This is a genomic window from Rhizobium sp. BK661 (genome assembly GCF_024808825.1).
Classification (GTDB): domain Bacteria; phylum Pseudomonadota; class Alphaproteobacteria; order Rhizobiales; family Rhizobiaceae; genus Rhizobium.
Genome location: NZ_JANTYT010000002.1, coordinates 273,183 through 292,243 on the forward strand (window position 1 = coordinate 273,183; position 19,061 = coordinate 292,243).

17 protein-coding genes and 1 riboswitch are annotated in these 19,061 nt (G+C 60.7%); of the genes, 13 read left to right on the plus strand and 4 right to left on the minus strand.

Features of this window, described 5'->3' with window-relative positions; all coding sequences use genetic code 11:
* Positions 1-250: 250 nt before the first annotated feature.
* Entirely contained in the window at positions 251-1,438 is a 1,188-nt protein-coding gene (locus FHX16_RS07660; protein WP_183863770.1) for an exo-alpha-sialidase, read from the minus strand.
* Positions 1,439-1,448: 10 nt separating this feature from the next.
* Positions 1,449-2,354, minus strand: coding sequence for a dihydrodipicolinate synthase family protein (locus FHX16_RS07665; RefSeq protein ID WP_183863771.1), 906 nt, complete (start codon positions 2,352-2,354; stop codon positions 1,449-1,451).
* A gap of 307 nt (positions 2,355-2,661) precedes the next feature.
* On the opposite strand from FHX16_RS07665, the gene FHX16_RS07670 reads away from it, so the two are divergent.
* The 13 genes from FHX16_RS07670 to FHX16_RS07730 all read left to right on the plus strand — a co-directional run bounded on the left by FHX16_RS07670 (position 2,662) and on the right by FHX16_RS07730 (position 16,303).
* Entirely contained in the window at positions 2,662-4,311 is a 1,650-nt protein-coding gene (locus FHX16_RS07670; protein WP_183755110.1) for an ABC transporter substrate-binding protein, read from the plus strand.
* Between the two features lie 141 nt (positions 4,312-4,452).
* A complete protein-coding gene (locus FHX16_RS07675; RefSeq protein WP_183755109.1) occupies positions 4,453-5,409 on the plus strand; it encodes an ABC transporter permease in 957 nt (318 codons plus the stop codon).
* Between the two features lie 2 nt (positions 5,410-5,411).
* Positions 5,412-6,374, plus strand: a complete 963-nt coding sequence (locus tag FHX16_RS07680) for an ABC transporter permease (RefSeq protein WP_016556690.1) — start codon at positions 5,412-5,414, stop codon at positions 6,372-6,374.
* Positions 6,374-7,381 (plus strand): ABC transporter ATP-binding protein, encoded by a 1,008-nt coding sequence (locus FHX16_RS07685; RefSeq protein WP_183863772.1) that lies wholly within the window; start codon positions 6,374-6,376, stop codon positions 7,379-7,381. The genes FHX16_RS07680 and FHX16_RS07685 overlap by 1 nt, the downstream gene beginning before the upstream one ends.
* Entirely contained in the window at positions 7,381-8,373 is a 993-nt protein-coding gene (locus FHX16_RS07690; RefSeq protein WP_183863773.1) for an ABC transporter ATP-binding protein, read from the plus strand. Before FHX16_RS07685 ends, FHX16_RS07690 begins: the two co-directional genes overlap by 1 nt.
* Positions 8,370-9,431: a four-carbon acid sugar kinase family protein gene (locus FHX16_RS07695; RefSeq protein ID WP_183863774.1), complete on the plus strand. Its 1,062-nt coding sequence runs from the start codon at positions 8,370-8,372 to the stop codon at positions 9,429-9,431. Before FHX16_RS07690 ends, FHX16_RS07695 begins: the two co-directional genes overlap by 4 nt.
* Positions 9,432-9,449: 18 nt before the next feature.
* The gene (locus tag FHX16_RS07700) at positions 9,450-10,220 is read left to right on the plus strand and encodes a FadR/GntR family transcriptional regulator (protein WP_183755105.1); all 771 of its coding nucleotides are present in this window, start codon (positions 9,450-9,452) and stop codon (positions 10,218-10,220) included.
* A gap of 47 nt (positions 10,221-10,267) precedes the next feature.
* Positions 10,268-10,379, plus strand: a riboswitch (TPP riboswitch).
* A 93-nt stretch (positions 10,380-10,472) separates the two neighbouring features.
* Positions 10,473-12,299, plus strand: a complete 1,827-nt coding sequence (gene thiC / locus FHX16_RS07705) for a phosphomethylpyrimidine synthase ThiC (protein ID WP_183863775.1) — start codon at positions 10,473-10,475, stop codon at positions 12,297-12,299.
* A gap of 1 nt (position 12,300) precedes the next feature.
* Entirely contained in the window at positions 12,301-13,269 is a 969-nt protein-coding gene (gene thiO, locus FHX16_RS07710) for a glycine oxidase ThiO (protein ID WP_183863827.1), read from the plus strand.
* Positions 13,266-13,463: a sulfur carrier protein ThiS gene (thiS, locus tag FHX16_RS07715; RefSeq protein ID WP_028758962.1), complete on the plus strand. Its 198-nt coding sequence runs from the start codon at positions 13,266-13,268 to the stop codon at positions 13,461-13,463. The genes thiO and thiS overlap by 4 nt, the downstream gene beginning before the upstream one ends.
* Before the next feature lie 2 nt (positions 13,464-13,465).
* Positions 13,466-14,239, plus strand: coding sequence for a thiazole synthase (locus tag FHX16_RS07720; RefSeq protein ID WP_028758963.1), 774 nt, complete (start codon positions 13,466-13,468; stop codon positions 14,237-14,239).
* Entirely contained in the window at positions 14,236-14,865 is a 630-nt protein-coding gene (locus tag FHX16_RS07725) for a thiamine phosphate synthase (protein WP_183863776.1), read from the plus strand. Before FHX16_RS07720 ends, FHX16_RS07725 begins: the two co-directional genes overlap by 4 nt.
* A gap of 112 nt (positions 14,866-14,977) precedes the next feature.
* Positions 14,978-16,303, plus strand: a complete 1,326-nt coding sequence (locus FHX16_RS07730; protein WP_183863777.1) for a glucoamylase family protein — start codon at positions 14,978-14,980, stop codon at positions 16,301-16,303.
* On the opposite strand, the gene FHX16_RS07735 is transcribed toward FHX16_RS07730, so the two are convergent.
* Entirely contained in the window at positions 16,304-17,344 is a 1,041-nt protein-coding gene (locus FHX16_RS07735; RefSeq protein WP_183863778.1) for an ABC transporter ATP-binding protein, read from the minus strand.
* Positions 17,341-18,897 (minus strand): iron ABC transporter permease, encoded by a 1,557-nt coding sequence (locus tag FHX16_RS07740; protein ID WP_210280862.1) that lies wholly within the window; start codon positions 18,895-18,897, stop codon positions 17,341-17,343. Before FHX16_RS07740 ends, FHX16_RS07735 begins: the two co-directional genes overlap by 4 nt.
* Positions 18,898-19,061: the final 164 nt, after the last annotated feature.

The following is a 19,061-nucleotide window of genomic DNA, read 5'->3' on the forward strand; positions in this document are numbered from 1 at the left end:
GCCCGCGACGAGGAAATCGTGCTTTTGCCAATCACATCGCACGCCAATCCATCCAAATTTTGCGTCCAGATCGTTGATTTTGCAAATAAAAATGACAATAGCCTGAAATTGAGGTCATTGAGGTGGAGTTGGAGCCGAATGGCCATAAGAAAACGGGAAGTTGTTAAATGAGCGCGCGATCCGACCCACTTCTTCCGTCAAGAAGTGGAATCGGATCGAGGAAATTCACAACTGACAACCTATGAAGGTGTTACGCTATCGCATCGGCGGAAAGCCGCACGTATTTTATGGCACGGCGATAATAAGTGTAGGCGACATGCACCACGCCATCCGCTCCTTGAATAATCGAGGGGTAGGAAAACTCACGGTTCACCGAGTCTTTCGAATTGTTGCTCAAGCAATATCCGTCACCGGTATCAAGATCGACACGTCGGGGAAAGCTCACGCCGCCATCACCGGAGAGGGCAAGGCTGAGCGGCGCGCGAGGGACGCCCCAGACGGCCTTGCGTCGCTCGCTTGTTTGCACCGGCGCCACCTTTGTCCCCTCGTCGCCTTCGATCTCATCGTAAAGCGACTGGCGCCGAGCATCCGAGGTCGAGGCATTGGAATGGTTGTAAACCATTGCGATCATGCCGTTTTCCAGTCGCGTCGCCTGGATCGACGAGTTGTTGTTCGGCAGATCAATCGGCCGAGGCGCGCTCCAATGTGCGCCGCCATCACTCGAGCGGCTGGACAAGACCGATTCGGCAAATCGATTGCGATAGAAGGCCACAAGGTTGTCGCCGTCGATCGGCACGATATTCATGTGAACCGCGCCGATACTATCCGGGACCTCCGTCATGACCCAGCTTTTGCCCGCGTCGCGCGAGATCAGCACGCCCGCCGTATCGACGTCTCCCGTCCAGCGTTCTCCGGGCAATCCAATGCAGCGAAAGACCGGCAACAGCCAGGTGCCAGTGCGATTGACGATGATCGGCTGGCGCACGAACGTGCCCGGAATATCACAGAGAACGCGCACCTCTCCGAAGGTTTTTCCGCCATCCTCCGAGATACGACATTTTACAATCGAGCCGTCCTGGTTGCCCGAGGTCTGCGAGGTATAAAGTAACCAGACTTTTCCGTCTGGCGCATTGAAAACTAAAGGATTTTGTTCGGATTTCGCCGGATCGTCCGACATCTTCTCCGGCTGCGACCAGCCCGCCGCTCCCGTCGCCAGTCGCGACATGTAAATGGAGATATCACCCATTCCCTCCATCGTGCCTCCGAACCAAACGCAAGTCAGGGTTCCATCTGGCAGAAATGCGAGATTGGCCGCGTGATTCTGGATACAGGGAGAGGGTAGATACGCTTCAGCGCGACCCTTCTCGGCGGACTGCTCGGCGATGTCTCCGGTCATCAACGCCGGAACCGCCTCGGGCGGCAAACCTGTAAAGCTCATGTTCCATCCCTCACGGCAGCTTGGCATAGGCTTCGGAAAGCGCCGCATAGTCGGCGTCGCTGATTGGCATCAACGGCGCACGGGTCCGCCGCCAGGCTGCGTTACCGGTCTTGAGACCCACCATTGCCTTGATCGTCGGAATCTGGACATAGGAGTTAGAGAGCGTTCGATAGGCATTGATGCGAGCTTGGGCAATCTCGACCTCGCCGGCACACGCCTCATCGTGGACCTTGTCGTATACGGTGCGCAGCGAGTCCGCGACGAGGTTGGAGGTTGCCGTGATGCAGCCCGCACCTCCCGCCTTCAGGAGCGGCAAGAGCAGTGGATCAGCTCCGGCCAGCACGGAAAAGCCCGGATAAGCGGCGATGATCGCCTGCATGTTATTGAAATCACCTGCGGATTCCTTGATTCCGACGACCGTGTTCGGGAATGCTTCGATCAGCCTGCCGATCAACGGGATCGAAAGCGGAACGCCTGAGACTTGCGGGATATGATAGAGAATGACCTGCAGCCTGACATCGCCGATCTTTTCCAAAACCTGCGAATAGGCAGCAAACAACCCGTCGTCGGATACGCCTTTATAATAGAAGGGCGGCAGCATCACGACCTTTGTCACGCCAAGAGAGAGCGCATGCTTGGTCAACTCCACCGTTTCCGGAATGGCAACGACACCAGTACCGGGAAGCAGCTTGTCGGCGGGCACGCCTGCCTTGAGGGCTGCCTCAAGGATCGACCGACGCTCGCCGGAGGAGAAGGAATTCGCCTCACCGGTCGTGCCAAGCAGCGCTACGCCGTGACATCCTTCCCGCAACAAGCGTTGGCAGTGCTCGGTGAAAAGGTCCAGGTCCGGGCTGCCGTCCGCATTGAGCGGGGTCGCCGCCGCGCTGAATACGCCTGAAATCTTGTAATCGTTCATATCGTCCTCCTCGGATGAACGCCGCACAGCTGGCGGCCAAGGCGGGAACTCGAGCCCGCGAGATGCGGTTTTCATCTTCCTCACAGCAGATGTTGTCAATATGACAATATGCGACAGCGGCTTGTGATATTTGTAACTAACTGAAAACGCGAAATAAAATATTTTAGATCTTCCTCAAGCTCGAGGCATGGATTAATTTTAGTTGACATATTTACATTATCGAGCGAGTGTCTGCGCCATGTCGTGATGCACTTTCGGGATAGAGTGGAAAGTGGAGACGCCATCAATTTTGCCATGGGAGGACACTATGACTGACCGCAATGAAGGGAAATCTGCGCAGGGAACGCAGATGTCACGCCGCGAGGCTTTGAAGCTCGGCCTCGCCGCTGGCGTTGGCCTCACCGTATTCGGGATGAACGCCCGGATCGTGTTCGCCGATGAGGGACAGGTTCTCAAGGCCGCGCATCCGGCGTTCGACCAAGACTGGTCACCGCTGCGCGGCGGCGGACGCCCGTTCCGCTGGAACTCGATCTGGTGGGCTTCGCCGATGTATTTCGATAGCGAAGGCAAGATCAAGCCATATGTCTTCACCAGCTGGGACTCGCCTGACAACAAGGTCTGGACCTTCAAGATCGACCCCAAGGCCGTCTTCTCCGACGGCAGCAAGATCACCTCGGCTGATGTCAAGGGCTCCTGGGAAGTTGCTTCCATGCCCAACACGAAGAGCCAGCGCGCCGACCAAGTGCTGAGCAAGGTTCAGGGCTATAAGGAAATCAGCGGCGGTTCCGGCAACGAACTGACGGGCGTTGCAACGCCTGATGAAGGCACGGTTGTCGTCACCCTGACGGAAGTCGACCCGATCTTCTTCATGCGCCTTGCCAACCACATTGCTCCCATCACCAAGGCGGCGCAGTCGCGCGGCAGTGACGGCGAGGAAGTTGCCGATTGGTACAAGCCTGACAGCAAGCCCGTTTTCTCCGGCCCGTTCAAGCTGACCAGCCTCGACATCGACGCCGGCAAGCTGGTCTTCGAACCGAACGAGAATTTCTTCGGGCCGAAGCCGAAGCTGGCGCGCATCGAAATCACGTCGGTGGAAGACAACGTCACCGCGACCTCGCTGATCAATTCGGGCGAGTTCAACGCTCACACCGAGCTCGTGACCTCCACCATTATCCAGGACCTCGGTCCGGAATTCTCCTCCGGCCCGCTGATCCCGACCAGCCAGCACTTCTGGTTCAACGTCACTCGTGCCCCGATGGACGACCCCAAGGTTCGCCAGGCGCTGATCATGGCGATCGACCGCGACGGTCTCTTCAAGGCTTCCTACCCGGATGGACCGCACAAGAAGGCGGATCAGATCCTCAATTCCGTGCCCGGCGCCGACAATTCCGGCTTCGAGCCCTATCCGTACGATCCGGCAGCCGCCAAGAAGCTGCTCGCCGAGTCGAGCTATGGCGGCCCCGAGCGTCTGCCGAAGATCTTGTTCGTCGGCATTTCCGCGCCGGCCATCGAAGCTGCGGCCCAGTTCATTGCCGAGCAGTGGCGCCAGAATCTCGGCATCACCGCCGTCGACATGAAGCCGCAGCAGGACTCCTACGCAGGTCCGGACCAGAACGCGGTACAGATCTTCCGTGACGACGTCGGCACGCGTGTTCCGGACGCCGTTTCCTATCTTGCGGGCTGCATCGCTTCGACCTCATCGAACGCGCAGAACAAGCTTGGCGGATACAAGAACGAGAAGGTCGACGCGGCCCTTGCGGAAGCGGCCACGAAGGCCGCCGACGATCCGCAACGCGTCAAGCTCGCCCAAGATGCGCAGAAGGCGTTCCGCGAGGATTGGGCGTTCATTCCGTGGTATTCTCAGGCGATGTCGCGCTGGGCCACCAAGGAGGTCAAGGGCATGGAAAAGAACCTCGACTGGCAGGTCGTCGCGCCCTGGGACATTTCCGTCGGCTGAGCTGTCGAACGTCCCGAATAGATAGCCTTCTGGCAAATTAGCAACCGCGCGAAGACCGCAGGGCCTTCGCGCAAGTTTCAAGAAGACATCGCATGTCCGCCTTGATGCGGAAAGGTGTCTGCCAACCGGTGGGAGATGACCTTGTTACGCTACGTGCTAACCCGGTTTGCCATCTGGATTCCGTCCGTGCTGATCGTCATGCTGGCCGTCTACGCGCTGGCTTTCTACGGCGCCGGCGATCCGATCAAGTTGATCTTTCTGCGCGCACCCGGCGATGTTGCCTATAACCCACAGCGCATCGAAGCCATCCGCGAGAGCGCCGGCCTCAACAAGCCGTTCATCGAGCAGTTCGGCTTTTACATCTGGAATCTTCTGCATGGCCAGTTCGGCAATTCGCTGACTTCGGGCCGTTCGGTCTGGGCCATGGTTTCGGCTGCGGCACCGGTTTCCTTCCAACTCGCGCTCTGTTCCATCATTCTGACCGCTGTCGTCGCCATTCCGCTCGGCATGATCGCGGCACTCAACCAGAACACGCGACTCGACTACACGATCCTGGGCAGCGCGCTCTTTCTCTGGGCGATCCCTGCCTATGTCGCCGGTCCGTTGCTGATGGTCGCGCTCATCGTGCTGCTGCCGATGATCAAGGTGCCTTATGGCTGGGGCGGCGTGTTCGACGTGCGCATCCTCTTGCCGCTGCTCGTATTGTCGTTCCAGCCGATCGCACTGATCGTTCGCCAGACGCGCGCTGCGGTCATCGAAGTCCTGTCCGAGGATTTCGTCCGGACGGCCCGCGCCAAGGGCGTGCCTGAGATCGTCGTCGCTTTGCGCCACATCCTGCGCCCGGTGCTGACGCCTGTCGTCACTCAGCTCGGCCTGATCATGATCACGATCGTCAACGGGGCGATCTTCGTCGAGCTCGTCTTCGGCCTGCCGGGCCTCGGGCGCCTGACGGTGCAGGCGCTGACCAATTCTGACTATCCCGTCATCCTGGCGATCACGCTGATCGGTTCCTTCCTGGTCATGGCCTCGAACCTGTTGGTCGATGTGCTTTATCCGCTGCTTGATCCGCGCGCCAACGATGCAAGAAGGAGCCGCTGACCATGTCCGCCATCCCTCTCTCCACGATCGAAGCAACGCAGGAAGAGCCGCCGGTCAACCTGTGGCGTGACGCCTGGTACCGTCTGAAGCGCAACAAGCTTGCCCTTTTCGGTCTGGTTGTCGTGCTGATCCTCGGTTTCACCGCAATCTTCGGTCCATACCTGACGCCTTACGACTATCTGACGCAGGATCTGCAGGCGCGAAACGCGGTTCCGTCACTTCACCACCTGTTCGGTACCGATGATCTAGGTCGGGATGTTTTCAGCCGCGTCGTCTTCGGAACGCGCACGGCCTTCCTGGTTGCTATCGTCGTGACCTTCATCGCGGTTGCGATCGGTCTCGTGCTCGGTGCCATCGCCGGCTTCTTCGGCAACCCGTTCGACAGCGCCATCATGTGGCTGACTGACGTGACCATGTCGGTGCCGAATCTGCTGCTCGTCGTCGTCATCAACGCTTCGCTGAAAACGCCGATCGCAAAATGGATGGAGGCCCAGTACATGGCAACCCTCAATCCATTCTACCGCCAGACCATTTGGGTCGATTTCTTCCTCGTCTTCGGCTCGATGGCGCTGATCTCCTGGCCGCCCTATGCCCGCCTCGTGCGCGCTCAGGTGCTGTCGATCCGCAGCCGCCCCTATATCACCGCGGCACAGGCGCTTGGCCTCTCCAACTGGGTGATCATGAAGCGCTACGTCGTGCCAAACGCGCTCGGACCACTCATCGTCTCCGTCAGTGCTGGCCTCGGCACCGCCATGGTTCTGGAGAGCGCCTTCAGCTTCCTCGGCGTCGGCGTCAATCCGCCGACCCCCAGCTGGGGTAACATGATCTCGGATGGCCTGCGCGTCTGGCAGCACTATCCGCATCTCCTCGCCGCACCGGCAGCCGTTCTTGGCCTTGCCTCGGTTGCTTTCAGCTTCCTCGGCGATGGCCTCAACGACGCACTCAATCCGCGGGGCAGCAAGTGATGAACACAACCAAATCCAATGAACGCCTACTCGATGTGCGCGGTCTCACCGTCGAGATCGACGGACGCAATGGCCCTGCCGTCGTTGTCGACGGCATCGACCTACACGTCAACAAGGGCGAGACGCTCGGCGTCGTCGGCGAATCCGGCTGCGGCAAGAGCCTGACCATGCTCAGCCTGATGCGGCTCCTGCCCAACAAGATCAAGGTGACGAAGGGCTCCGCGAGCTTCGACGGCAACGACCTTCAGAAGATGTCCAACAAGGAACTGCGCAAGGTCCGCGGCGGCGACATCGGCTTCGTTTTCCAGGATCCGATGACATCGCTGAACCCCGTGATGCGCATCGGCGACCAGATCTGCGAACCGCTGATCTATCACCGCAAGATGAGCAAGGCGCAGGCCCGCCAGCGGGCTGTCGAACTGCTGCGGCTCGTTGGCATTCCGGGGCCGGAAGAGCGGCTGCAGGCCTATCCGCACGAGCTTTCGGGCGGGATGCGCCAGCGCGTCATGATCGCCATCGGCCTTGCCTGCAATCCGAAGCTCTTGATTGCTGACGAACCGACGACCGCGCTCGATGTGACCATCCAGGCCCAGATCGTCGATCTGGTGAAGGATCTGCGTGCCAAGCTCGGCATGTCTGTCGTCTGGATCACGCACGATCTCGCGCTGATCGCTGGTCTCGTCGATCGCGTCGCCGTCCTCTATGCCGGCACGGTTGTGGAAGATGCGCCGGTGGACGAACTCTACTCTCGTCCCAGCCATCCCTATACGCGCGGCCTTCTGGCCTCCATTCCCAAGCTTTCCGACGCCCCGGCAAGCCGGCTTTCTTCAATCGGCGGCACACCACCAGAGCCCGGTCGCCGGCCGAAGGGGTGCCCGTTTGCGCCACGCTGTCCGTTGGCCGAACCCGTGTGCCATGAGCGCGTGCCAAAGCTCGAGCCGCTCGCCGGAGCCGGGAATCATCGGGCCGCCTGTTTCGTTGTCCAGAAAGTGCAGGAGGCTGCGTGATGGGTGCACAACCGCTTCTCAAGGTCGAAAACCTCGTCAAGCATTTCCACGTCAAGCTCGGCGCCTTCGGCGAGCGTGCGGCGACGGTTTATGCGCTTGACAACGTCAACCTTGATATCATGGAAGGCGAGACGCTTTCCCTTGTCGGCGAATCCGGCTGCGGCAAGTCGACAACCGGCTTTACCATCCTCAACCTCTACAAGGCGACATCAGGCAAGGTCGTCTACAAGGGGCAGGATCTCGCGACCCTTGATGAGAAGCAGATGCGGCCGTTCCGCCGCGACCTGCAGATCGTCTTCCAGGACCCGTACTCGACGCTCAACCCGCGAATGACGATCGGCGAGGCAATCGGCGAGCCGATCCTGTTCCACAAGCTTTGCACCAAGGCGGAACTGAAGGACAGGATCGCGACGCTGCTGACCGACGTCGGGCTGCCGACCCGTTTTGCGCAGCGCTATCCGCATGAGCTTTCCGGCGGTCAGCGCCAGCGCGTGGTTATCGCCCGGGCGTTGGCGTGTCAGCCGAAGTTCATCGTCTGCGATGAGGCGATCTCCGCTCTCGACGTTTCCATTCAGGCGCAGATCATCAACCTGCTGCTCGACCTGCAGGAAAAATACGGGCTGACCTATCTGTTCATCGCCCACGATCTGGCGGTCGTACGCCATATCAGCACACGCGTCGGCGTCATGTATCTCGGTCGCCTTGCCGAACTTGCGACCCGCGAGGAGCTGTTCGAGAACCCGCTGCACCCTTACACCAAAGCGCTGCTCTCCGCCGTTCCGGAAACCGATCCGGAGCTGGAGCGTACTCGCAAGCGCCAGATCCTGCAGGGCGATGTGCCGAGCCCGCTTAGTCCACCGACCGGCTGCCGCTTCCATACCCGTTGCCCGATCGCCATGGAGGTCTGCAGCAAGATGATCCCCGAGTGGAAGGAAGCAAGGCCCGGCCATCTCGTCGCCTGCCATGCGGTCAACACGGAAACGAACGCATGACGCTTGAGGTCGCGATCATCGCTGACGATTTGACCGGCGCGCTCGACACGGGCACTCCGTTTGTCGATGCCGGTCTATCCGTCGCTGTCGCAATCGATGTGGATGCAATTCCCGAAGCGCTTCTGACTGGCTGCAACGTGGTTGTGGTCAACACAGCTTCACGAGCTCTCCTGGGGGAGGAAGCGGCGAGAAGAGCCACTGCTGCGGCGAAGGCTCTTCTTGCCGCCTCGCCGGGCATTGTCCTGAAGAAGATAGACTCCCGTCTCAAGGGCAATGTTGCAGCCGAAAGCGCTGCCTTGGCTGAAATTTTCGGTCACGGAGCCATCGTTGTGGCGCCTGCCATCCCCGACCAGCAGCGCTTGACCCGCGATGGCCATGTCTTTGGTCGTGGCGTAGCCGAACCCATCCCGATTGCTGAGCTCTTCAAGGCAAATGACGGCGAAGTGTTCGTGCGAGACGCCGAGACTGACAGTGACCTTGACCGACTGGTTGGCGAGTATGAGTGGAGGACGACGCTTGCTGTCGGCGCTCGCGGCTTGGGTGCTGCCTTTGCCCGAAAGATCGGGCAGACGGACCGACCACGCAAACCGCTTGCTGCATCATCCGAGACCATCTTTGCCTTTGGCTCTCGCGATCCGATCACGGCAGCACAAATGACCAAGCTGGAAGGGTCTGGCGCCCTGACTTCGACCATTGATGCCCCTATCGGAGCAGTGCCCCGCGAAGGGCAATTTACCTTGCCCCTGCTTCTGCGTTGCACGGGTGAAATAACCAGCGATGCAGCAGCAGTTGCCGACCGCTTCGCGAAAGGCGTAAAATCAGTCATAGATGCCACGCGCCCGGAAATGCTGATGGTCGGGGGCGGTGACACGGCGCTGGCGGTATTTTGTGAACTTGGAATTCGGGTCCTGATGCCGAAGGGCGAAATCGAGGCGGGGATTCCGTGGTTTGACGTTACGACTGCTGATGGCTTGCGTCTGCGCTGTGCGGTGAAGTCCGGGGGCTTTGGGAATTCTGATAGTTTGCTAAGACTGATTGCACAGAATCAGGCGGCATAAGCAATGCCGGCGGGGAGAATGAAGGTGGACGAAGCAAGCGGTGTATCGGCGAAAGCCCAGACGACCCCGGCAGCCAAGCCGGAGCGTGGCAAGGCCGTGAAGCTGGTCGATCGGGTCTTTGATCAGTTGCAGGAGCGCATTCGCTCAGGAAACTATCCTCCGGACTCGCGTCTTCCCGGCGAGCACGAACTTGCATCGATGCTCGGCGTCTCCCGCCCGATCGTGCGCGACGCCTTGGCACGGCTGCGCGATCAGGGAATCGTCTATGCCCGTCAGGGAGCCGGAACCTTTGTCAGCGCCCACGGTTCGCCGACCACGCAACTTTCCTATTCGCCGGTCAAGACGATCGCGGATATCCAGCGCTGCTATGAGTTTCGCCTGACGATCGAGCCTGCTGCCGCCTACTTTGCTGCCAAGCGCCGCGACGAGGCGGCGATCCAAAAGATTGCCGCTGCGCTTGCCGATCTGCGCGAGGCAACCAGCCACCAGCTTCATCGCACCGACGCCGATTTCACGTTCCATCGTGCGGTCACCGAAGCCGCCAACAATCACTACTACACAGCCTCGATCGACGCCCTGAAGGCACACATCGCTGTCGGCATGCACCTTCACGGCCTATCGCTTCTTGGTCCGCGTCAAGGCCTGGAGCAGGTCTACGAGGAACACAACAAGATTTACCTCGCGATCGTCGAAGGCCGCGCGGAAGACGCACGAGCCTTGATGAAGGCCCATCTTGAGGGCTCGCAGAGCCGCCTCTTCGAAGGCCGCGCTCTGGACCTTTCCATGTAGTTGCGGCAGTTGGCTTGACAGCTTTGCCGCTCTGGCTCTAACCTTTTCGCATTCACCAGGGGGGTCCCGGCAAGGGGCTGAGATACTGCTATCGCGCGCAGTGACCCGTTGAACCTGATCCAGTTCATACTGGCGTAGGGACGGTGCAAGCGCTCGAAGGCATTGGGTTCTCGCGTGGAATCCGTGCCGGCGTCTTTTCATCATTCCGGCTGATGACTGGGTCTCCAAACCTAAAACTTGGAGCCTCAAACCATGAATATTGCCGCAAAGAACATCCCCCCGACCGTTACAACGGGCCCGCTACCGGCCTCCCGCAAGATCTACATCCCGGGCGAGATCCACCCCCATATCCGCGTTCCCATGCGCGAGATCAGCGTCCATCCGACGTCAGGCGAGCCGCCGGTCACGGTTTATGATTCGTCGGGCATCTATACCGTCGAAAATGCGGACATCCGCATCGAGCAAGGGCTTCCGGAATTGCGCCGCAATTGGGTTCTCACTCGCGGCGACGTCGAAGCCTACCACGGCCGCCGGGTACGCCCGGAGGATAACGGCTTTGCCAGCGGCGAACGGTTGACGCCAGAATTTCCCGCCAAGCGTCAGCCGCTCCGCGCGAAGGACGGCAAAGCCGTCACCCAACTCGCCTATGCGCGCGCCGGAATCGTAACACCGGAGATGGAGTTCATCGCCATCCGCGAAAATCTCGGCCGCAAGGCGAAGGCTGAGGCTGTCAAGCGCGACGGTGAAAGCTTCGGCGCTCACATTCCCGATCACGTCACCCCCGAATTCGTCCGTCTGGAGGTGGCCGCCGGTCGCGCGATCATTCCCGCCAACATCAACCATCCCGAAGCCGAACCGATGATCATCGGCCGGAACTTCCTGGTGAAGATCAACGCCAATATCGGAAACTCCGCGGTTACGTCTTCGATGGCCGAAGAGGTCGAGAAAATGGTCTGGGCAGCCCGGTGGGGCGCCGACACCGTGATGGACCTCTCCACCGGCCGCAACATCCACAACATTCGCGAATGGATCATCCGCAACTCGCCGCTGCCGATCGGCACTGTCCCACTCTATCAGGCGCTGGAGAAGGTCGAGGGCATTGCCGAAAACCTGACCTGGGAGGTCTATCGCGATACGCTCATCGAGCAGGCGGAGCAGGGTGTCGACTATTTCACCATCCATGCCGGTGTCCGGCTTCACTACATCCCGCTGACCGTCAACCGCGTTACCGGCATCGTCTCGCGCGGCGGCTCGATCATGGCCAAGTGGTGTCTTCATCACCATCGTGAGAGTTTCCTCTACGAGCATTTCGAAGAGATCTGCGACATCTGCCGAGCCTACGACGTCTCATTCTCGCTCGGTGACGGGCTGCGTCCGGGTTCGATTGCCGACGCCAACGACGCCGCGCAATTCGCCGAACTGGAGACCCTCGGCGAACTGACGAAGATCGCCTGGGCCAAGGACTGCCAAGTCATGATCGAGGGCCCGGGCCATGTCCCGATGCACAAGATCAAGGAAAACATGGACAAGCAGCTCGCCGTCTGCGGCGAGGCGCCCTTCTACACGCTGGGACCACTGACGACAGATATCGCCCCCGGCTACGACCACATCACCTCGGGCATCGGTGCCGCGATGATCGGCTGGTTCGGCACGGCAATGCTCTGCTACGTCACGCCGAAGGAGCATCTTGGCCTGCCCGACCGCAACGACGTGAAGACCGGCGTCATCACCTACAAGATCGCCGCCCATGCCGCCGATCTCGCCAAGGGGCATCCGGCCGCTCAATTGCGCGATGACGCCCTGTCGCGCGCTCGTTTCGAGTTCCGATGGGAGGACCAATTCAACCTGTCGCTCGATCCGGAGACGGCCCGCAGCTTTCACGACGAGACGCTGCCGAAGGAAGCCCACAAGGTCGCGCACTTCTGCTCCATGTGCGGCCCGAAATTCTGCTCGATGCGGATATCACACGACATCCGCGCCGAGGCGCAGAAGGAAGGGCTCGACGCCATGGCGGCGAAATACCGCGAGGGCGGCGATCTCTATATGCCGATCGACCCCATCGAACAGTCGCGTGACTGAGATGCATGTCCTCGTCAAAGGGGCCGGCGTTGCCGGCCTTGCGGTCGCGCACGAACTCAGCCTTCGTGGCGCCGACATCACCGTTATGGATCCAGGTTCTCACCAAGCGGCCTCATGGTTTGCTGGTGGTATGCTTGCGCCCTGGTGTGAGTGTGAAAGCGCCGATGAAGCCGTCTTGCTGCGCGGCGGGGATGCCATCGACCGTTGGGACACAATGCTGCCTGGCGAGGTCCAGCGAAACGGAACGCTGGTCGTTGCTCCAGCGCGTGACCAAGGCGAACTTGATCGCTTCGCCGGCCGCACCAGCGGCCATGAATGGCTGAACGACGAACAAATCTCTGCATTGGAACCGGCTTTGGCAGGCCGCTTCCGACGCGCGCTTTTCTTCCCGCTGGAGGGCCATCTCAATCCAAGGCGGGCGCTGGGTCTGCTGCGAGAAAAGCTGATCGCTCGACGCGTCAAATTCATCGACCAGATGAATGAAACCACCGGCTACGACGACATCGTCGATTGCACGGGCGCAGCGCGCATAGGGCAGATGAGCGGACTTCGTGGCGTTCGCGGCGAGATGCTTTATCTGGACACTCAGGACGTTGCCCTCGCCAGACCGGTGCGCCTACTGCATCCCCGCTTCCCCGTCTATATCGTTCCGCGTGGAGATGGCTTGTTTATGGTTGGCGCCACCATGATCGAGACGGAACACGGTGGCCCGATTTCGGCGCGTTCAATGATGGAGCTGCTGAACGCCGCCTATGCCGTGCATCCCGCCTTTGCGGACGCGGCTGTCGTCGAAGCGGGTGTCGGAATCCGGCCGGCATTCGCCGATAATTTTCCGCGCGTGTCCCGCGAAGCCGATGCCGTCGTGCTGAACGGGCTCTACCGCCACGGCTTCTTGCTGGCGCCCGCGATGGCGAAGGAAGCGGTCGACCTTGTCTTCTCCCGAACCGAACCAGGAGGAAGTGACCGATGAAACTGATCGTCAACGGTGAGCATCACGACCTGATTGCACCAACGCTGTCCGAACTGCTGACGGTGATGGAATACGAAGGCGACTGGCTGGCGACCGCCGTCAACGGCGAAATCGTCCACCGCGAGGATCGCGCCGACCATGCACTCAACGACAACGACAGGATCGAAATCCTGTCACCAATGCAGGGAGGCTGATCATGCTGAAGCTTTATGACGCCGAAGTCTCTTCCCGCCTGCTTCTAGGAACAGCACGATACCCCTCACCGGCGATCCTCGCGGAGGCCGTTAAACGATCGGGAACGGAGATCGTCACGGTCTCGCTGCGCCGTGAAACCGCAGGCGGACGAAGTGGTGGTGCGTTCTTCGAAATGATCCGCTCGCTTGGCGTTCGGGTTCTGCCGAACACGGCCGGTTGCCATGGGGTCTCCGAGGCCGTTTTGACGGCCAAGATGGCACGTGAGCTGTTCGGCACCAACTGGATCAAGCTGGAGGTGATCGGCAATCACGACACGCTCCAGCCTGACGTGTTCGGTCTGGTAGAGGCGGCAAGCATCCTTTCAGCCGACGGTTTTGAGGTCTTTCCCTACACGACCGACGACCTCGTGGTGGCGGAGAAGCTGCTCGAAGCGGGTTGCGGGGTATTGATGCCCTGGTGCGCCCCGATCGGCAGCGCCGCGGGACCGCTGAACCCAACGGCGCTCCGTTCTATGCGCGCGCATTTCCCGGACATTCCGCTTATCGTTGACGCCGGCATCGGTCGGCCGTCACACGCGACATTTGTCATGGAACTCGGCTTCGATGCCGTCCTCCTGAACACCGCCGTTGCCGGCGCCGGCGACCCGGTTGCCATGGCCAGTGCATTCGCCAAGGCGATCGAATCGGGTCATGAAGCTTTCGGCGCCGGCATGCTCGAACCGCGCGATGTCGCGGTTCCCTCGACACCCATCATCGGAAAGGCCGTATTCGCATGAGGCTCGATCCCTTCTATCTCATCGTTGATAGCGCCGAATGGATCGCGCGTCTGGTGCCGCTCGGCGTCAAGCTTGTGCAACTCAGGATCAAGGAGAAGGAAACGACCGAGTTACGCGCCGAAATTCGAACCGCAAAGGCAATTTGCGCAGCGTATGACTGCCAGCTGATCGTCAACGACTATTGGCAGCTGGCGATCGAGGAAAGATGCGATTTCGTCCACCTCGGTCAGGAGGATCTGGAAGCGGCCGACCTCGATACCATTCGCGCCGCTGGCTTGAAACTCGGCCTCTCTACGCACGACGATGCGGAGCTCGAGACTGCAATGGCGGCAAAGCCGGACTATATTGCGCTTGGTCCGATCTATCCGACCATTCTCAAGCAGATGAAATGGTTGCCGCAGGGACCAGAACGCCTCCGCACATGGAAGGCGCAGGTGGGCGACCTGCCGCTCGTCGCCATCGGCGGCTTGAACGTCGATCGAATTGAACGGGTCTTCGCGCACGGAGCGGATAGCGCCGCTGTCGTGACCGATATCACGCGCAGCGCTGATCCCGAAACGCGGACACGGGAATGGCTCGCTGCCACCACACGCTGGCGAGCTGCCAAAACGTCACCGCATCGGTAGTAGGACCGGGCAGCGAGGGGCGTGCTGTCGCACGCCTTCAAAAATGATTGATTTGCGCATTCTCCTTCGCCATTTTCAAACAGGGGCGAACAACAGGTTGGGCTTGGCACGCATGTTACAACGGACCGAGGAAACGGATGCCGCGCTAATCGACAGGCTTCAGCAAGGCGCATTCAATTATTTCCCGAAGCACTACAATCCCGCCAACGGGCTCGTCGCGGACACGTCCATCACGGGGGTCCCCTGCAGCATCGCCGCGGTCGGTTTTTCCCTATCGTCCTATCCAGTCGCCGTCGAGCGTGGCTGGATGCAGCGGTCCGACGCGATCGACTACACACTGAAGACACTTTGTTTCTTTGCCAACGGTCACCAAGGCCGTGAGCGACACGCGATCGGCTATCGCGGCTTCTTCTATCACTTCCTGCATATGGATACGGGCCACCGCGCCTGGAACAGCGAGCTGTCGACGATCGACACTACGCTTCTGGTGGCAGGCATGTTGACCGCCGCCGCCTATTTCGACCGCAACACCGAAGCCGAAACGGAGATTCGCAGGCTCGCGAGTTTGGTTTACGAGAGGATCGACTGGCACTGGGCGCTAAACAAGGGCCAGACCGTCTCCATGGGCTGGAAGCCAGGCAGCGGCTTCCTGCGTTGGCGCTGGCAGGGCTACGACGAAGCGATCCTGCTTTATACGCTGGCGCTTGCCTCCCCGACGCATCCGATCCCACCGTCGAGCTACGATGCCTTTACCGCGAGCTATTCGTGGATGCTGTTCGGCGACCAGCCTTACGTCTATGCCGGCCCACTCTTCATTCACTTCTTCTCGCATGCGTGGATCGATTTCCGTGGGATCCAGGACAAGGCAATGGCCGAGCGCAACTGGGATTATTTCCGCAACACCCAGTTATCGATCGCCGTGCAGCGAGACTATGCCGAGCGTAATCCCGGCCACTTCGTCGGCTACAACAAGGACATATGGGGCCTGTCCGCCTCGGATGGCCCGCCTCCCACCCGCAACATGCGTGGCGGTCGGCATCCGCGCGTGCTCGGCTATGCTGCGCGTGGCGCACCGCTCGGGCCGGATGATGGCACGATTGCTCCCTGGGCAGCGCTTGCATCGCTCCCATATGACCGCCGAGCCTCGCTCGACGGTCTTCGCGCCCTGATATCCACCTATCCGAACCTGCTCTACGAGGATCGTTTCCCCGGCGGATTCAACCCGACAGTCAAGACCAAGCGACCTGAGGGCTGGGTCGACGACCGCTGCGTCGGCATCGACCAGGGACTGCTGGTGATGACAATCGAAAACGATCGGTCCGATTTCATTTGGAGCCTTATGCGGCGTTCATCGGTTATCCGGCGCGGTCTTGAGCTAGCGGGATATAGCGGCGGCTGGTTATCGGAAGACGAGAGTTCCGAACTCAAGATCGCCTGATCAGCGGCTTCCGAGAACATGCGCCTTGCCGGCGATGTCGAGACGCACATGATCTCCGCGCTCCGGAAGCGCCACGCTTGAGGTCTTGATCATGATAGGGGGCAGGGCAACGCCTTCCAGCGACACGGCGACGGTGCAGGTCGCCCCGCCGAACTCCACCTCGACGACCCGCCCGCGGTAGGTCTGCGCGCTTTCATCGGGAACGACGCGGATCTGTTCAGGCCGCAGCATGATCTCGACCTTACCTTTATGGCCGCCATCGACGGCGACGCGGCCGAGCGCACAATCGGCAAAGCCATTGCGAATAATGGCCGGAAGCATAACCGCGTCTCCGAGAAACAGGGCTGTCTCGCGATCAATCGGCTGCAGGTAAACCGATTGCGGTGACCCGGCCTGGATCAACCGGCCTTCCCGCAGGACGGCGACCTGATCGGCAAAGGAGAGCGCTTCCGCCTGGTCATGGGTGACGAGGATCGTCGTGATGCCTGCTGACTGTAGGACGCGCGCCACGGCCTTACGCATATTCTCACGCAGACCGGTATCGAGTGCCGAAAACGGTTCATCGAGCAGCATCAGGCGCGGCTTGCGGCCAAGCGCGCGGGCCAGGGCCACGCGCTGCTGCTGACCGCCGGAAAGCTGGTGCGGCCGGCGGGTGAGCATGTTGCGGTCAAGCTCAACCATATCGAGTAGATCGACAATGCGTCGCTCGCGATCGGGGGCGCCGCGCTCGAAGCCAAAACCGATGTTGTCGGCGACACTCAGATGCGGAAACAGCGCGCCATCCTGCGACACGATACCGATGCCTCGCTTGTGCGCGGGCACCGTTGCCGGACCGTCGGCCAGAAGCTCGTCATTCAGCGTGACGCGACCGCTATCAGGCTGCTCGAAGCCGGCAATAATGCGCAGCAGCGTCGTCTTTCCCGACCCCGAAGGCCCGACCACGGCGGTGCGGCTTCCGGCGGCGACATCGAATGAGATGTTCTGCAATGCCTGGACATGCCCGTAGCGCTTGCTGATGCGATCAATCGTAAGCAGCGTCATTGTCCGGCAGTCCGTTTCGATTGGGCATAGAGAAGGAGGGTGAGCGGCAGCGATAGCACGACCATCATGAATGCGTAAGGCGCGGCCGCGACGTAGTCGATCTCGCTGGTCAGCGACCAGAACTTCGTGGCGAGAGTTTCCACCCCATTGGGTGCCAGCATCAATGTCGCGGTGAGCTCATTGGTAATGCCGAGACCAACGAGGGCGACGCTGGCCGCCGCGCCCGGCGCGGCCAGTCGCATGGTGATCTGTCGCACAGCCTGGGCAGGCGTCCGCCCAAGGCCCATTGCGGCCCGCTCAAGCTCTACGGGCGCCTGGGCGATGCTTGCCCGCAGGCCTACCATGGCACGTGGCAGGAACAGCAGGATGTAGGCAGCAACAAGGGTCGCGAAGGTTTGATAGAGAGGCAGAACGAGCCGGACCGTAATCGTCACCAGCGCAAGCGCGACGACCACGCCAGGCAATGAGCCGACATAATAATGGCAGGCCTCGAGCAGGCGCTGAAGACGCCCCGGCGCTCGGACGGAAAGCCAAGCCATTGGTGCCGCGGCAATCGTGGCAAGAATGCCGCCGGAGATGGCAAGAATGATGGTTTGCACAAACGCATTGCCGACCGTGTCGACGCGCCAGACTTCAAGCCCACCCAGATAGAGCCACCGCACGAGCGTCACGAGGGGAACCCCGAGGGTCAATGCCGCCAGCCCCACCTGAAGCACGATCGCCGGCACTGCGAACCAGCCGAGCCGACGGCGATCCGCCGGCCGTGCCGAGCCGGAGCCGACGCGGGCATATCGTTCGTTGCCGCGCAACAGGATTTCGAGACCCAGCAAAAGCAAGCAGCAAGCGACCAGAACACCACCCAGCATGTTGGCGGCCGGGCTATTGTAAGCGGATTGGAACTGGTCGACGATCGCGGTCGCGAAGGTGTCGAATCGGATCATCACGAAGAGGCCGTACTCCGACAGCAGGTGCAGCCCGATCAGCAGCGAACCGCCGCAAATGGCGAAGCGCAGCTGCGGCAGGATCGTGCGAAAGAACAGACGCCAAGGCCCGAGGCCAAGGGAAGAAGCCGCGTCCTCAATGGCGGGATCAAGCCGGCGAAGCGCGGCAGCAACCGGCAAATAGAGAAACGGAAAATACGCCAGCACGGACACGAAGACACCGCTCTGCAGCCCACGCATCCCCGGTACGAGACTGATCCAGGCGTAGCTATGGACGAAGGCCGGCACCGCGAGGGGCGCGACAGCCAGCCACGACCAAAGCCGTGCGAAGGGTATGTCCGTCCGTTCGACCAGCCAGGCCAGCGTGACAGCAAGAGCTATCGACAGAGGAATGGTGAAGGCTTCCAACAGCACCGTGTTGACGAGCAGTTCGCCGACACGCGCGCGGAAAACGAGCTCCCTGACGGTCTGCCAGCCGACATCAAAGGTGATCCAGCCGATAAAACCAAGCGGAACCAGGCTAAACAACGCCACGACGGAGGCAAAGAGAATGACGGAAGCGTGAGGCAGACGCGCCCGCAGCCGATCTATTCCTGTCACGGGCCGTGCCATCGGCCCTTCATGGCCGGGAACAAGCAATCTGTTGTCCTGCAGCAAGGCCGCCGCCTTCACACGCTGAAAAAGGAAGGCAACCGCCCACGGAAGACGGTTGCCGATTTCGTCATGCCCTACGTTTTTCTTGAGCCAAAAGCAACAGTTTTGACCAGCCGGACATG